General features: G+C 64.0%; 11 protein-coding genes. 1 reads left to right on the forward strand and 10 read right to left on the reverse strand.

All coding sequences use genetic code 11. The annotated features are described in order from the left end of the window. Positions 1-180 precede the first annotated feature (180 nt). Positions 181-2,217 (forward strand): tetratricopeptide repeat-containing sulfotransferase family protein, encoded by a 2,037-nt coding sequence (locus tag AC07UX_RS11840; protein ID WP_495192198.1) that lies wholly within the window; start codon positions 181-183, stop codon positions 2,215-2,217. Here the strand turns inward: AC07UX_RS11840 and qhpE are convergent. From qhpE to AC07UX_RS11890, 10 genes are all read right to left on the reverse strand, one after another. Next, entirely contained in the window at positions 2,193-2,849 is a 657-nt protein-coding gene (gene qhpE, locus AC07UX_RS11845; RefSeq protein ID WP_495192199.1) for a subtilisin-like serine protease QhpE, read from the reverse strand. The genes AC07UX_RS11840 and qhpE overlap by 25 nt on opposite strands. Beyond that, positions 2,842-4,560, reverse strand: coding sequence for an ABC transporter ATP-binding protein (locus tag AC07UX_RS11850; protein ID WP_495192200.1), 1,719 nt, complete (start codon positions 4,558-4,560; stop codon positions 2,842-2,844). Before AC07UX_RS11850 ends, qhpE begins: the two co-directional genes overlap by 8 nt. Continuing rightward, complete coding sequence (locus tag AC07UX_RS11855) at positions 4,557-5,576, reverse strand: hypothetical protein (RefSeq protein ID WP_495192201.1); 1,020 nt, start codon at positions 5,574-5,576, stop codon at positions 4,557-4,559. Before AC07UX_RS11855 ends, AC07UX_RS11850 begins: the two co-directional genes overlap by 4 nt. After that, positions 5,573-6,664 (reverse strand): YncE family protein, encoded by a 1,092-nt coding sequence (locus AC07UX_RS11860; RefSeq protein ID WP_495192202.1) that lies wholly within the window; start codon positions 6,662-6,664, stop codon positions 5,573-5,575. Before AC07UX_RS11860 ends, AC07UX_RS11855 begins: the two co-directional genes overlap by 4 nt. 8 nt (positions 6,665-6,672) lie before the next feature. Next, positions 6,673-7,053 (reverse strand): quinohemoprotein amine dehydrogenase subunit gamma, encoded by a 381-nt coding sequence (gene qhpC / locus AC07UX_RS11865; RefSeq protein ID WP_495192203.1) that lies wholly within the window; start codon positions 7,051-7,053, stop codon positions 6,673-6,675. Continuing rightward, complete coding sequence (peaB, locus tag AC07UX_RS11870) at positions 7,050-8,498, reverse strand: quinohemoprotein amine dehydrogenase maturation protein (RefSeq protein ID WP_495192204.1); 1,449 nt, start codon at positions 8,496-8,498, stop codon at positions 7,050-7,052. Before peaB ends, qhpC begins: the two co-directional genes overlap by 4 nt. Next, positions 8,495-10,231, reverse strand: coding sequence for a quinohemoprotein amine dehydrogenase subunit alpha (peaA, locus tag AC07UX_RS11875; protein ID WP_495192205.1), 1,737 nt, complete (start codon positions 10,229-10,231; stop codon positions 8,495-8,497). The genes peaB and peaA overlap by 4 nt, the downstream gene beginning before the upstream one ends. 173 nt (positions 10,232-10,404) lie before the next feature. Next, positions 10,405-12,588 (reverse strand): xanthine dehydrogenase family protein molybdopterin-binding subunit, encoded by a 2,184-nt coding sequence (locus tag AC07UX_RS11880; protein WP_495192206.1) that lies wholly within the window; start codon positions 12,586-12,588, stop codon positions 10,405-10,407. Then, positions 12,585-13,052 (reverse strand): (2Fe-2S)-binding protein, encoded by a 468-nt coding sequence (locus tag AC07UX_RS11885; protein ID WP_495192291.1) that lies wholly within the window; start codon positions 13,050-13,052, stop codon positions 12,585-12,587. The genes AC07UX_RS11880 and AC07UX_RS11885 overlap by 4 nt, the downstream gene beginning before the upstream one ends. Before the next feature lie 163 nt (positions 13,053-13,215). Further along, the gene (locus AC07UX_RS11890) at positions 13,216-15,633 is read right to left on the reverse strand and encodes a DUF3772 domain-containing protein (protein ID WP_495192207.1); all 2,418 of its coding nucleotides are present in this window, start codon (positions 15,631-15,633) and stop codon (positions 13,216-13,218) included. Between the last annotated feature and the right edge of the window lie 37 nt (positions 15,634-15,670).

Consider the following 15,670-nt stretch of genomic DNA (forward strand, 5'->3'; position numbering starts at 1 on the left):
ACCCTCGAACAGTTCGCTTTTGCAGCAATCATAACAACTGTCCTAAATTGGATAGTGCCAGTCGGACACGGCATGTCAAGCGGCTCTTCGTCGACTTTTTGAATCTTTCGTGACGCCGGGACTCGACGAGTGCCTGTAGGCGGCATAGGATTTTGAGCAGTCGCACAAATATGAGGGGCTATGGGGAACGCGCCCGCCGATACGGCAATCGGGACGATAGAAGCGGTTTTGGCACAGGCGGCCGGCTGGCTCGAAACGCGCCCCGACGCGGCGTTGGCGCAGGCGCAGGCGATCATCCGTCGCGCAGGCCCGCTTCCTCGCGCCGAGTTGCTCGTCGGCCAGGCGCTGCGACGGCTCGGCAAGCCCGAAGAAGCGTTGATCCATCTTGCGCCCCTCGCCCGCCTGCACGCCCATATTCCGGCAAATTTATGGGAATTGGCCAAGGCAGCGCAGGAAGCACATGACTATCCGCAGGCCATTGCCGCGCTGGAGCGGCTGACCCGCCTGCAACCGGCGGTGGCCACCGGCTGGTTCCTGCTGGCCGGATTGCTGCGCGCGGTGGAGCGCGATGCGGATGCCTGGCGCGCGGACCTGTCCGGCGTCCATGCCGCCTCGCGCGATCGCGACCTGCTGGAAGCGGCAGTGGCGATGAACGACGGCCGACTGGCGGAGGCAGATGCGCTGTTGGCCGCCCGCGCCGAACGACTGCCCGACGACCCTGTCGGCACCCGCCTGCGCGGCGAGGTGCAGTGGCGGCACGGTGACATGAACGAAGCGCTGACGCTGGTCGAGCGGGCCGTGACGCTTGCGCCGGGATTCGATCTGGCGCGCGACTTCCTCATCCGCCTGCTGCTTCAGAACAACCGCCTGTCCGACGCGCTGACCCATGCCGACATATTGTCGCACTCGCCGATCCATAATCCGGGCTATGACCTGATCCGCGCCTCCGTGCTGGTGCGGCTGGGCGACCAGCAGAGCGCGCGCACGATCTACGAGCGCTTGCTGTCCGATCGGCCCGACCAGCCGCAGGTCTGGCAAAATCTGGGTCATGCGCTCAAGACGCTCGGCATGCAGGCCGATGCCGTTCATGCCTATCGCAAGGCCGTGCGTTATCGCCCGACCATGGGTGAAGCCTGGTGGAGCCTCGCCAACCTCAAGACCGTCAAGCTGGATGCCAACGACATCGCCACGATGGAACAGGCGCTGGCCACCCTGGCTCAAAATGGTCAGGGCGCGGGTGAGGATATTTTTCACCTGCACTTCTCACTGGGCAAGGCGCAGGAGGATCGAAAGGCGGACGAGGCAGCCTTCCGCCATTATGACGCGGGCAATCGCCTGCGCCGGGCCATGATCCGCCATGATTCCGATGAATTTTCGGCCGAGATCGCGGCCACCGCGTCCACCTTTACCGCGCCCTTCATCGCCGCGATGGGCGATGGTGGCTGCCCCGCCCCCGACCCGATCTTCATCGTCGGCCTGCCGCGCGCGGGATCGACGCTGGTGGAACAGATCCTCGCCAGCCACAGCCGGGTGGAAGGCACGATGGAACTGCCTGAAATGATGGTCATCGCCAGCCGTCTGCAATCGCGCGTGGATGAAGGTGAATTTCCCGATTTCGCCACCATGGTTGCATCGCTTTCACCCGCCGACCGCAAGCGGCTGGGCGAGGAATATATCGACCAGACTCGCGTCCACCGTCAGAGCGACAAGCCTCGCTTCATCGACAAGATGCCCAACAACTGGCAGCATGTCGGCCTCATCAAGCTGATTCTGCCCAACGCCAGCATCATCGACGCGCGCCGTCACCCGATGGGCTGCTGCTTTTCCGGCTGGAAACAGCATTTCGCCCGGGGTCAGGCGTTCAGCTACGACCTCACCGACATCGGGCGCTATTATCGCGACTATGTCGCGCTGATGGCGGCCTATGACAGGGCAGCGCCGGGCCGGGTCCATCGCGTCATCTATGAAAAGATTGTCGCCGACACGCCCGGCGAGGTCGATCGGCTGCTCGCCTATCTTGGCCTGGATTTCGAGCCTGCCTGCCTGTCCTTCTGGCGCACGGATCGCGCCGTCCGCACCGCCAGCTCCGAACAGGTGCGTCAGCCCATCTACACCAGCGGCGTCGATCATTGGCAGCGCTTTGCCGCCAGGCTTGGTCCGCTGGCCGACGCGCTTGGCCCGCTGGTCGATGCCTATCCCGACGTTCCGGCAAGCTGAATCCAGGCAGTCGGATCGACCCGACCCTGCCGCGCGACCAGCCCGGTCATGTTGGCAACCGCAAAGCTGACGCCGAACAGGTTGCGCCGTTGCGGCACGCCAGGGATTGGGCGCGGATGGCCGGATGCAAAGGCCAGCCCATCGCGCAGCCGATAATCACCCGGCGGACAATCCCAGTCCAACCCCACGCCCAGCACCTGCTCCAGACTGCCGGGATAGCAGGCGATCCCTTCATTATCCCGCGCCGCGACGATCAGGATGCCGGCAGCCAAAGCGCGATCCGCCGCCGCCGCAAAGACGCTGCGATGAGCCGGATTGACCGTGCCGAGGCTGAGATTGATGATGTCCACCCGCACCGCCACCGCCCGGTCGATCGCCGCCACCAGTGCACGCGCCGTGCTGCTCAACCCGTCGTGAAAGACCCGGATCGGCAGACAGAGCGCATCAGGCGCCTGATGCTGGATCGCAGCGGTAACAGCTGTGCCATGACCCTGCTCGTCGATCGTGTCGGTGCCCATGTCCGTGCCATCCTTTGCGATGGCAAAACCGGGCAACAGGCGCCCTGTATCGATATGGGGATGTTCAGGATGAACCCCACTGTCGATCACGGCGATGCGTAGCGGCTCAGGCATGGACCGGCGCCTGTTGAGGCACCACCAGCGCCTGTCTGTCTGCAATCGTCATGACCGCATCGGCGATGCGTGCCAGCGCCGGCTTATGGGTGATGAGGATGATCGTCGCGTCAGGCAGAGCGCTGCGGAGCCTCTGGGCTACCAGTGCCTCCGTCTCGCCATCCAGCGCCGATGTCGGTTCGTCCAGGATCAGCACGGACGGTCGGCGCAGGAGCGCACGGGCGATGACGATACGTTGCCGCTCACCGGCCGAAAGAGCGAGCCCCCGTTCACCGGTGCGCGTGGCCAACCCATCGGGCAAGCGCCCAAGGAAGGCGTCGAGCCCGGCGGCATGCGCCGCCGCCTCGATCTCTTCGGTGCAAGTATCGGTCAGGGCAAAACCGATATTGCCGGCAATGCTGTCGTTGAACAGCCAGGGCGATTGATCGACCAGCATCACCTCGCGCCGCAGATCGTCCAGGCGCAGATCGCGCAGGTCATGCCCATCCAGCAGGATGCGCCCGCAGGTCGGATCGGCGTAGCGCACCATCAGGTCGGCCATGGTGGACTTGCCGACTCCGCTTGGCCCCAAAATGGCGCAGATGCTGCCGGCAGGAATGGCCAGATCCATATCCCGCAGCACCGGATCGCGGTCATAGCGCATCGCCACCTGCTCGAAGCGAAGCTCGCCCCGCACCCGGCCGACCGCCACGGCATCCGCGCGCTCGATAACATCGGGCCGGGTATCGAACAGTTCGAAGATGCGCCCCAACGAAACCCGCGCGGACGCCAGCCCGGATGTCAGCCCCATCAAAGTCTGGATCGGCGACAGCAACCGCATATGATAGGTCATGAAAGCGACCAATGTGCCGATGCTCATGCCGCCTTCAATGATCCGCCAGCCGCCATAGAGGATGACGGCAGACGTCGCCCCGGTCATCAATGTGCCAGGCAAGGCGCCGGTCATGTACGAAGCCATCTGCATCTTCAGCATCGCGCCGACGAAGGCGTCATTCTTCGCCTTGAAACGCCCGACCTCATGCTCGCCCGCGCGCAGCGCCGTGACGACGCGCATTCCCATCACCGTATCGACCAGCAGGCTCCCCAGGTCAGCCCCCCGCTCCCGCATATCGCGGGTCAGCGCGGTCAGCCGACGCTGATAATATGTAAAAGCGGCCAGGCTGGCGGGTACCAGGAATACGCCCACCAGGAACAGCCGCCAGTCGAGCCAGACCATCATCGCGACGCAGCCGACGAAGAAGAGCAAATTACTCACCACCGAAAGCAATGTGTCGGACGCGATCCGCTGCACGTCACTCACATCGCTGTTCATGCGCGAGATGAGGTCGCCCAGCCGAAAGCTGGCATAGAACCGCGGCGACAGCGTCTGGAGATGGCGTAACAGCGCAGCGCGGATATCGTAGAGCATCGCCGCCGACAGTCGGACATAGCGGTAGCTCGCCAATATATTCACGCCAAAGCCCGCCACGGTCACCGCGATCATGATCCCTGCAATCCGCAGCAGAGCCCCCATATCCCGCCGCAACAGCGCTTGGTCGATCATCAGTTTAGACAGATAGGGCTGGGCAAGGCCAAGCGCGGTCGATAGCACGCTGATCGCCAGCACCATCATCAGCCCGCGCCAATAGGGCCTGATATAGGGGAGCAACCGACGATAGCTGCCCCAGTCGGCGACAGGCGCGGGTTGCGGCGCGGAAACAGGACCGGTCATGCCGCCGACTGCCGCGGTGTCAAGCGCAGTCCGTTCAGAACATATTGCGGCTCAGGCAACCTCGCCAACAGGCCGGTGCACCAGCGGTGCCCCTCCATCAGCGCGTCATGCTGCGCCCGCCACCAATCGCCCCGCCCGCCTTTTGCGTAGAATTGCGCGCACAGCAGCAGATGTCGCCGCATCGTGGCGATCAGCATCGCCTGATAATGGCCAAGCAGCGCAATCCGATCGCCCCCCTCTGCGATGGCGGTCAGGACCGCGCTTGCCAATATCGCCTCACGCACCGACTGGGCGGTGCCATCACCGCAGATAGGATCGAAGCCGATCGCCGCCGTGCCGCAAGCCAGCCAGTTGTCACCGATAAGCGGCAGGTGCAACCGGGGCGCGGCAAGGAAAGGAGAGGTCGTTCCTCCAACCGGTTCGACGACCGGCGCGACCAGGCGGCTTTGCGCCAGCAGCATGTCGATATCGCCCCCAACGCCGAGTAGCCACCCCTCCTCCCCATCCGCAGGGACCAGGAATAACCAGCCGCTCTCGACCGCCTCGACCCGCCCTTCCTCACGACAGGCCGGGTCACGCAATCGAACGCGCGCCGCGACGGCGTGGCGCTCGCCGAAAATATGCAGGTCGCCGGCCGGCAGCGGCGGTGCGGCATGAATGGTGAAATCGGGTGCCGAATCCACCCCTCCATCGAACGGGGCGAACGCCACCTGCACCGCCTCTTCGGATGCCAGTACCGCGTCATGCGGCACCATCACCGGTGTACCGCCCCAGGCGACCAGTCGGCGGTGAACGCGCGGCGCATCGACAAAAAGATCCGGTCGCGCGAACAGATCACGCATCAGGACTAGGGCAGCCCCGCTCAACATCAGGCTGGGCACTGGCAGGCGACGGATAGGCTCGACAGTGACCCGAAGTCCCGCCTCTCTCAACAAATGTCCACAGGCATTGGCGGCCATCCCGCTGCCCCGAATGGCCACTGCCATCGGCGTATCGGGATCGCCGGACCAGGTCACGGCACCGCTACCATGCCCGCCCCGGTCGCGTCATTGCCCAGATCCCAGGTCGCTTCCAGCTTCAGCGTCTTGGCATCATAGACCTCGATATCGAAGCTGGCGCCGTAGATATAGAGCTTGGCCCCATCCATCGACATGCCGAAGCGGAAGCGCGATCGGCAGGGGAACTCCGCCTTGTCCACCACCGCATTGGTGGACAAGTCCATGTGCCAGAATTCGCACCGCTTCGATCCCAGCGTGCCGTTGGTCACGACCGTATAGGCCTGCTTGCCATCTGGCGTGATTTCCAGCCCCGCCATGGCGGCGGGCGCCGGGCCGATCGGCGTGAAATCGAACTGGCGACTGTTAAGGTCGAACCGGGCGAGGCCGAACATCTTGCTGTGAATGTAAGGGTCGGCCGCATTGAACAGAGACACATATTGCCCCGGCGTCCGCAATGTCTCCAGCGCGCCACCAAAGCCCACATTCTCCAGCCCCGTCCCCTCCGGTTTTGCCAGATCGATGCGGTCGGTAGCTTTCAACGTCGCGGTGTCGATGATGATGACCTTCTCGCCAAAGGCATAGAGATATTTGCCATCGCCCGATACCTTGAACGCCACGCGATAGCCGCCGATCGCCTTCTCATCATCCTTCTCGATCTCGGCCGTGCGCACCAGCTTGCCCAGCTTCAGGTCAACGACGCCATAAAGCGGCTTGCTGACCTTGTAGCGGTCCATTTCCTTCTCGATCTTGGTGACGATCGTGTAGAAATAGCGGCCGGCCGGGTCCGCCACGCCGCCATAAAAGCGCACCTTGTTCAGCCCGTCATTCAGGCTGAATTTGCTGATGACCTTGCGGCTTGCGGCGTCGATCACCTCGATCCCGCTCGTCGTGATGGTCGACACATAGATGCGCTTGCCATCGTCCGACAGGGTCATGGCCGTCGGCAGGCCGGTATCCAGCTTGATCTTTTGCGTGACCGCGCCCTTGCCCTCGTCAAAGACCAGCAGCATGTCGGGATAGGCGCCCATGAACAGGGTCGCCGCCTGTGTGGGGAGTGCCGCCAGCACGGCCAGACCCGCCGCCAGCGAAAAGCGGAGTTTCTGCATCGCCCACCTCATGGGAACACCAGGTCGAGGTTGCGCCAGTCCTTGGTCGCGGTGGCGCAGTTGCTGGCCCAGTCGGGCGAATAATTCACATGATCGGGCACCTGAACCGGCCAGAAGCATGTGACGTAGCAGTCGTAGATGTCGCGCTCGACCGGCTGGCACAGTCCCGCCGTGCCGCCGCCCGCATCCACTTCCCAACCGGGCGAGAAGGACAGGGTGCAACCCATCGGCACATGCGGACGTGGCGCCTGTTGCAGGGCGACGACATCCTCCTCCATGTCGGACGGCGTCGCGCCCGATGCAGCGGCGGCCTCGATCGCCGCCTCCATCTGGGTCACGGCCTCGTCGATCCGCCGCGCCTTTTTGTTGATGGCACGAAGATGCTTCATGACAGCCCCTTTCGTTCAGCGAAATGCTCCAGAAAACCGGGATTCTTCACCGCCAGCTCGCCATAGATATGCAGGCAGGTGTCGGTCCATTGCCGGATCCAGTCGCAATAATGGAGATTGGCGTGACCGGTGTCGCCATAGCGGACGAACGCCTCATGGTGGCAGCCGCCCGCGCACAGCGGCCGCGCCCAGCAGCTCTGGCAATCATATTTGGCGCCGACATGGCCGCGGCTCAGGAAATCGCCCTGCTTGGCCCGGTCGATGCCGCTCGATACATGGCCCATCACATGCGTGTCGGCGTCGGTGAAGCGATGGCAGGGTGACAGGTCGCCCGACGGGCTGACCCCCATCAGCCCCATGCCCGCGCCGCAGGGATGCGATTTGTTAACGCCCGAAATCAGCTCGCTGATCGTCTCGCTGACATTGGTGAAGCCATGCATTTCCCCACGCAGCGCAAACTCCAGCCATTCGCGCGCCAGCAGGTTGAACTGCGCCAGCACGCTGTCCATGCCGTCGGCGTCGATCGAATAGGCCCGCGTCTCGCCGGTGGTCACCGGCGCGAAGCCGACCTCGTGAAAGCCCAGATCGTCCTTCAGATGACGGAAGATGCGCACGACATCGGTGACGCCCTCGGTCAGGGTGACGCGCGCGGTGACGGCGCGGGTGCGATGATGGGCGATCAGCGTGCGTAGCCGCGGCTCGATCACCGCATAGCTGCCCTTGCCATTCTTATAGACGCGATGCTTGTCCTGCAATTCGGGTGGGCCATCCATCGACACGGTGACGCCGACCCGATTGTCCGACAGGAAAGTGACAATTTCCGGCGTCAGCAACGTCGCATTGGTGGTGAGGCTGTAGGTGATCCCCTTGCCCGCCGCTGCCGTCGCCCCATTGGCATAATCGACCACATCGCGCAGAAGCTTGAAATTCATCAAGGTTTCGCCGCCGAAGAAAGTGATGTGGACCGACGGGCGATGGGCCGCCTCCGCGATCAGCAGGTCGACCGACGCCTTCGCCGTCTCCAGCGTCATATATTTGGGCTTGCCCGCCGGCGTCGCGATCTTGTCCGCGCCGAACTCGTAGCAATAGGTGCAAGCGAGGTTACACTGGTTGGTGACGTTCAGCACCAGCGCCTGCAACGGAAAATCGGCCGGCGGAGCCTCCGGCACGGACACCGGCGCAGCGCCAAGATGGATAAGCTGCGCCGCACGCAATTCCCGCACCAGCGACTCCGCTTCGCTCGGGTCGCCACCCTCCCCCGCCAGTTCCTGCACCAGCGCCGCATGGCTCAGTTCCTGCCCGTCGATCCGGTCCAGCACCTCCTGCACCTGCGCATCGATCTCGAAGATCGCGCCGGCGCTCACCAGATAGACGAAATCGCCGCCCCCTGCCGAAAAGCCGTGATATTCGGCGCGGCGATAGGCAGGCATGTGCATCACGGTCATTGCGACACCTCCGGCTGATCCCAACGTTGATACATAGGCACGGTCACGACCAGATAGGACCGGGCGCTCAGCGCCTTGCCGAACTTGTCCTTCTCGCCTTTCGCCGTTGCGACGATCCACACCTCGCCATAATTGTTGCGGCTGAACCGGCGTTCGGGATTGGGGCCTTCCAGCCCCGGCGTGAAGAAGGCGGCGGGGCTCAAAGCGCCCACATATTTCATGTCATCGTCATAATAGACCGACATGAATTCCTGCATCGACCAGGTCGCATCCACCGGGCCGATCGCGATGTCGTCACTCGTGTTCGGCTTCCCATCCAGGCCTTTATCGAAACCGATGGCTTCGAACTGCTGATACCCCTTGGGAAACTTTGTTCCACCCAGCCGCGCCAGGCTCGTTTCCGGCGTGACCTTCAGATAATCGACCTTGGTATAGACCGGAAACGCCCGTTCCAGCACTGCGCCGCCGATCCCGACATCGCGCTGACCCGCCGCCGCATTCGCCGCGACATCCACGCTCAGCACCGCCTTGCCCGGCGTCGCCGACACGACCTTGGCAACGGTGACGCCCACCCCCAGATCGACGTCGCTCGTCGCCAGAGACCCCGGCAGATTATGGCCCCAGATGGTCACGGCCACGCCCTTCGCCCCGGCCTTCACTGCCCCCGGCGTCACCGCGAGGATCGAAGGCGCAGCGGTCGCGCGCACCAGTTTCACATCATAGCCGAATTCCTGATATTCGCCCCAGAACCAGCGCCCCTCCGCGCTCTGCTGGTCGGGCGCGAACCACATCGTTTCGCGCGCCGGGTTGGTAAGATCATCCGGCTTCGTCGGCGCGGCCGCGCCCTTGGACGAACCGCGCCAGCTATAGCCGGAATAGACCAGCCCCGTGCCGCTACGGCTGACTGTCGCCCCATTAGCCAGCGACGTCAGCGATACACTGGTCTTGAACTCGTCGGCCGCGCCGCCCGGTGCCACCATCATCGTGCCGACGAAGCGACCCTGCCCCGGTACCGACGCCACCACCAGCCAGTCGCCCGCCAGCCTCGGCGCGCGCAGCCGCGCACTCCAGGCCGCCCATTCCGGCGTATGCAGCCCCGCCACCTTGGGCAGGTAGGTTAGCGCATATTCGCCGCGCGTCATCTTGTCCTTGGGATCGCGCCCGGCGGGCTGCTCGTTATCCTCGGCCGGTCGGCGATATTGGGCGTCCGCCTGGGAATAGAGCGCGACATGCATGTCCTGCAACGTCTTCCATTCCAGTTTCGACCGGCGCCAGGACAAGGGCTGGGCATAGGCATGGCAACTGGCGCAGGCGCCGCGCATCGTCTCATTGGGTAGCGCCTCGTCAATGATCCGCTTTTCGGGCAGGTACATGACTGGCCGCGCCTCCTCCGGCGCCAGCCCGTGCGATGCGGACAGCGACTTGATGACTGCGCGCGATTCCTGCGGCGTGATGCCAAGGCCATTCAACCGCACCATCCGCTTGATCGCCTGTGCCCAACCCTCCGGCGTGGTGCGGACCCAACTGATGCGGGACAGGTTCCCCTTGGCATCGGGCGCATGACAGCTGCCGCATTTTTCCTGCACCAGCGGATCGGTGACGGGGATACCCGCTTCCGTCTCCTTCATCGTCGCGCCGTCGGGACCGCCATCGCTCCCACCACCCCCTTGGGCAAGCACGACCGATGCGGAGAGCAACGCCAACAGACCGAATTGCACCGGAAGCCGCTTCACCCTGATGTCCCCCTTTGGCGCCCGGAATTTATCCTGGACGCAGCCGAAGCCTGGACGGGGCTTTTCGCCCCTCTGATCGGCATGACGAAGGACGCCATGCCGATCCGCCATAAAAATCTTGACGATCATCAAGATTTTTTCCGGGGAGGGCCGAAAAGCTCAGGAAAGGGAGATCAGGCGAACATCCCCGGCACGATCGGCAGGGTGCGGATGCGCTTGCCGGTGGCGGCATGCAGCGCATTGACCAGCGCCGGGATCACCGGCGGCAGCGCCGGCTCGCCCATGCCGGTCGGCGGATAGTCTGTCTTCACGAACTCAACGACGATCTGCGGCGTATCGGGGATGCGCTGCAACGGATGGGTGTCGAAATTGGCCTGCTCCACCGCGCCGGCAACCTGCGTGATCTTCTGCCCGGCCAGCGCCTGCCCCAGCCCCTCGATCACTGATCCCTGCGCCTGATGCAGCGCATTGATCGGGTTGATGATCTGGCTGCCGACATCGCCTGCGACCCACACGGTCGCGACCTTCGGCATGCCGTCCACCAGCGCCACCTCCAGCACCTCGGCGAAATAGCCCATATGGCTGTAGTAGAAGGCAAAGCCCTTGCCCCGCCCCTTGGGCAATTTGCCGCGATCGGCCCAGCCGCTCATCGCCACCACCTTCTCGATCACGCCTCTGGCGCGGCCGGTGATGAAGGGCGGCGCATTGGATCCACGCGGCAAGCTGCGCGGCTCAGCCAGCAATTCCAGCATCAGCGTCGGCAGGTCCTTGCCCGCCGCCTGCGCCACTTCGTCCAGGAAAGCCTGTGTCACAAAGGCCAGCGCATTGGAACCGGGGGCGCGCAGCCATCCGGTCGGCATGTTGGTGCTGAGGAAACTCTGCTCTAGCAGAACCGTATCGATCAGGCCGGCGGGAATTTCGGTCGCCGGCATTTCGGCCGATCGCACCGGCTTGCCGTCCTTGCCAAAGGTCACGAAATGATCGTGGAAGGCCGTGAGTTTGCCGCTCTTGTCCAGCGCTGCACGAAACCCGTGCCAGCCGGCCGGGCGATAGAAATCCCGCTGCATATCCTGTTGCCGGTTGAACAGCAGCTTCACCGGCACGCCCGGCAATTGCGCCGCGATCAACGCCGCCTGCACCATATAATCGTTCATCAGCCGCCGGCCGAAACCGCCGCCGATGCGGGTGAAGTTGATGCGGATTTTCTCCGGCGGCAGGTTCAGCGCCTTGGCCACCAGCCCGCGCCCGCTTTCCGGATTTTGCGTCGGCGCCCAGATTTCGATCGCGCCATCCTTGAACAGGGCTGTGCAATTTTGCGGTTCCAGCGTCGCATGCGCCAGAAAAGGATAGTCATATTGCGCACTGACCGTCTTCGCCGCCGCGGCAAAGGCGCCATTCACATCGCCCGTACGGACGATATCGCCATCGGCCTTGCCCTTCAGCCGCGCGGCCGCCTGCGCGGCATAGCCTTCGGTAGAAAAGCCGCCAAACGCGCTCATATCCCATTCGACCTTCAGCGCCTCGCGCGCCTGATTGGCGCTCCACCAACTGCGCGACAGGATCGCCACGCCATCGAACGAGGATTCCGGCGTCCCATCCCCCTTGATCGTCAGCACATGGGCGACGTCGGGCAGCTTGCGTACCTCATCCAGATTGGCCGCCTTGAATGTGCCGCCAAAGGCCGGGCAGGTTTCCAGCACCGCATAAAGCATGCCGGGCAGCTTGAAATCGATCCCGAACAAAGGCTTGCCCGCCACGATCGCAGGCGTATCCACCCCGCCGATCGACTGGCCGATGATGCGGAAATCCTTAGGGTCTTTCAGCACCAGCGTCGCCGGATCGGGCGCCCGCTGCTGCGCGGCCGCGGCCGCCAGCGCGGCATAGGTCATGCTCCTGCCCGAAGCCGGATCGCGCACCGTGCCGCTGCTGGTCTTCAGCGTCGCCGGCGCCACGCCCCACATCTGCGCCGCCGCAGCGACCAGCATCGCGCGCGCCGCCGCCCCGGCCGTCCGCGTCGGCAACCATTCGCGCGGCGTGGTGCGACTGCCGCCCGCGCTCTGCCCGCCGAATATCTTCTGGTCGGCATGGGTCTGCTCGATCGTCACCTGCGCCCAGTCGACATCCAGTTCCTCGGCGATCAGCATCGGCAGCATCGTCTTGGCGCCCTGCCCGATCTCGGCATTCTTCGCCCCGATAACGACGCGATTGTCCGGCAGGATGCGCACAAAGGCAGTCAATATCTGCGACGAGCCCTCGGCCGCACCCGCCAGCGGAATGTTGAGGTCGAACAGCAATCCGCCGCCCGCCACCAGCGACGCGCTCAAAAAGCGACGGCGCGACAGGACCGGCGCGTTCATGCCTTCGCTCCCGCCTGGGCCGCATCCCTGATCGCAGCGCGGATGCGGACATAGGTGGAGCATCGGCAGAGATTTCCCATCATCGCGGCATCAATGTCGTCGTCCGTGGGATCGGGCGTGGTCGCCAGCAGCGCAGTCGCGCTCATGATCTGTCCGGCTTGGCAATAGCCGCATTGCGGCACGTCCAGCTTGACCCAGGCGTCGGATATCCGCTTGCTCGCCTCGCTCTGCGCCACCGCCTCGATCGTGGTGATCGCCATGCCCTGCGCTTCGCCGATCGGCGTCTGGCACGCGCGCGCCGGACTGCCGTCGATATGCACGGTACAGGCGCCGCATAGCCCGGCACCGCAGCCGAATTTGGTGCCAACCATGTCCAGATCTTCGCGCAACGCCCATAGCAAAGGCTTGGCTGGGTCAGCCTCTACCGCCCGCACCTGCCCATTCACCTTGAGGTTGATCGTCATTGCCGCCCCCCGATTGTCGCTCATGACGATTGGATGGCAGAAAGCCCGCACCTGTCCAGTCGTTTCATGTTCGTTCTTCGCATCGGTTCAACCGAGCCATCGGCGCGGCGGCACCCTCTCCGGCCCTAGAAGCTGGTTCGCCGGCACGGCATTTCCGCGATGGTCATTCGCTGCCAGCAAAATTGTCCGGACGGACCATGTTGATCAGTTCCATCCGCTGCGGCGCCGTACCTATCTCTATCCCTTCTTGCCGGAAACGGCGAAGCAGTACCGTGTAAACATTGCTTCGGGCGCCATAGGCCGCTCGCGGGCTGGAAACATGGGCAAAGCTGTTGAAAAAGATACGTCCGTCGGCGATCGAATCGATGAAGACAGAATAGGCAGGATCTTCCAGCACGGCCGGCTCGTCGGCATAGGTGGCCAACACGATTTCCCGCACCTGGTCCGCGTTCGTTTCGATCGGCACCGAGAACTGAATTTGCATCCGGCCCAAGGGGCTGGCCAGCGTCTTGTTGAGCACTGTCTTCGTGATGAGTTCCGAATTAGGCACGATCAACGTCGAATGATCGGGCAGCTGGATTTCGGTGGATCGCACGCTGATCCGCTTCACATCGCCCTCATCCTGGCCAACGCGGACCAGGTCCCCGATCTTGATCGGCCGTTCCGCGAGCAGGATCAGGCCCGACACGAAATTCTGCGTGATCGCTTGAAGGCCAAAACCGATGCCGACGGACAAAGCGGACAGCAGGATGGCAATGCGCTCTATTCCGATGCCAAGCGATGCAAGACCCCAAATAACCGCCAGCGCGATGCCGACATAACGCGCCACCAGGCTGACCGAGTTGCGCCCGCTGCCGTCCAGATCGGTCACTGGCAGGTAGCGCCGTTCCAGCCAGCGCATGAATCCACGCACCAGGGTCAGGCCGATCATCAGCACCAAAATGCCGCGCAGGATAGCACCGGGCGAGATGGCGACGCCGCCGACTTCGAATCCTTGCGCCAGCATGCCGAGCCGGCTGAAAAGGCTGGCGACATTGCCCGCGCCGAAGGGCGATAGCAGCATCGAAAAGCCGAGCAGCAGCACCGCCAGACGCAAAAGCCCAGACAGAAGGACGCCAAACTGCTCGACCGCGCTGCCGCGCAGGCCCAGGCTGCGGACCAGCGCCATGCCAAAACGGCTTGACCGGTCAAATATGGTCGTCGCCAGATCGTCGATCGCCACGGTCAACAGATAGACCGCCGCCCCCAGGACCGCAGTCCATGTCATCATCTGCAACAGGAAAAGGCTGAGGCTGAAATAACCCAGCAGCAGGCTGATCGTCGCCACCGCGACGACGATCCATGCGAGCAGGCTGATGATGCCGCTGACGCTTTCCTGGCGCTCGTCCGCCGCGCCATCCACCTTGGCCGCGCGCAGATGCGCAACGGTAATCAGGACCGCGCTGACGAGCAATATGTGCAGCAATGCGAAGACCGCCTGCGTCGCCTCCTGCGCCGCCTTGCCCACGCCGACAGACATGTTGAACTGCGCATAGACCACGCCGAGGAAGGCCAGCAGCGCAAGCAGCAAACTATAGGGGCGCAGCTTGGTCGCGCCATTGTCGCTGATGGGCGCGATGCGCCAGGACGGGCGACTGCGCATCAGCAATGCGCCCAGGACGGAAAAGCTGAAGCCGCTAAAGGCGCTGGCTCCAACGATGGCACCCAATAGTGGCTCCCACCGCTCTGCAATCAGTCCTGACCAGCGCATCCCCTGCGCGATCGAAAGTGCCGCCAGCAATGGCGCAAAGGTGCCGACTGCGACACGCCAGAGCGCATAGGTGGACCGCCGCACCCGACGACCGGGCACGCCCTCGGTCAGCATCCGCTGCCCCATATGCCGCGCGGCCACCTGCCCCGGCCCTGCAATCAACAACGCAAGCAGCAGGCCCGCCAACGCATGCCAGGGCCGGTGATCGCCCAGTGCGGCGGCGGCATGCTCCCTGCCCGCCTGCATGAAGGCTCCCGCCCGCCGCATGTCACGTGGAAAAGCATGGCCGAGCGAGGACCAGAAGCCGGGTGAGAGCGGCGATGGCGATCGGGTCGAGATTTTCTGGCTGAACTGCTCTGCCTCGCTGCGTTCGATCTCGTCGGCGAGTTGCTGCGCCTCGACACCCAGCAGATTGCCCCGCTTGATGGCGGAATCGATCGCCGAACGCTGCCGCGTGAGGGCCGCGCGCTGGCGCTTGATATCAGACGCTTCGATGCTGTCCGCTGCAACGGTGCCAAGTCCTGTGAGTTTGGCGTCAAGCAGCGCAAGTTGATCCTGCAAGTCGCCGGCCGCATCCGAAGCCGTCGCCTTGGCCGCCAATATCTTGGCCAGCAGCAGCCTGCGATCGCCGGCATCCATGCGCGTATCCAGGCTCTGATCGACCGACCGCACATCCTTTTCCGCTTGCGCCAGTCGCGCGGCGGGATCGACCGTCGGGTCCGGCTGCGCGTGGACCGGACCGGTCAGTCCAAGGCTCGACAGCAGCAGGATCATCCCGACAAGGACATGAAAATAGCGTTTCGGACCCATCAGCTTATCGTACCGGAACAAGAACCACCCATATTTTGCGCAATGCTGTCCCCCTATC

It is taken from the genome of Sphingobium sp. GW821-FHT02B05 (assembly GCF_059421905.1).

Excerpts from the sequence above, each read along its gene's own strand:
- AC07UX_RS11840 (WP_495192198.1), top strand. The coding sequence starts at position 181 with ATGGGGAACGCGCCCGCCGATACGGCAATCGGGACGATAGAAGCGGTT.
- qhpE (WP_495192199.1), bottom strand. The coding sequence starts at position 2,849 with ATGCCTGAGCCGCTACGCATCGCCGTGATCGACAGTGGGGTTCATCCT.
- AC07UX_RS11850 (WP_495192200.1), bottom strand. The coding sequence starts at position 4,560 with ATGACCGGTCCTGTTTCCGCGCCGCAACCCGCGCCTGTCGCCGACTGG.
- AC07UX_RS11860 (WP_495192202.1), bottom strand. The coding sequence starts at position 6,664 with ATGCAGAAACTCCGCTTTTCGCTGGCGGCGGGTCTGGCCGTGCTGGCG.
- qhpC (WP_495192203.1), bottom strand. The coding sequence starts at position 7,053 with ATGAAGCATCTTCGTGCCATCAACAAAAAGGCGCGGCGGATCGACGAG.
- peaB (WP_495192204.1), bottom strand. The coding sequence starts at position 8,498 with ATGACCGTGATGCACATGCCTGCCTATCGCCGCGCCGAATATCACGGC.
- AC07UX_RS11880 (WP_495192206.1), bottom strand. The coding sequence starts at position 12,588 with ATGAACGCGCCGGTCCTGTCGCGCCGTCGCTTTTTGAGCGCGTCGCTG.
- AC07UX_RS11885 (WP_495192291.1), bottom strand. The coding sequence starts at position 13,052 with ATGACGATCAACCTCAAGGTGAATGGGCAGGTGCGGGCGGTAGAGGCT.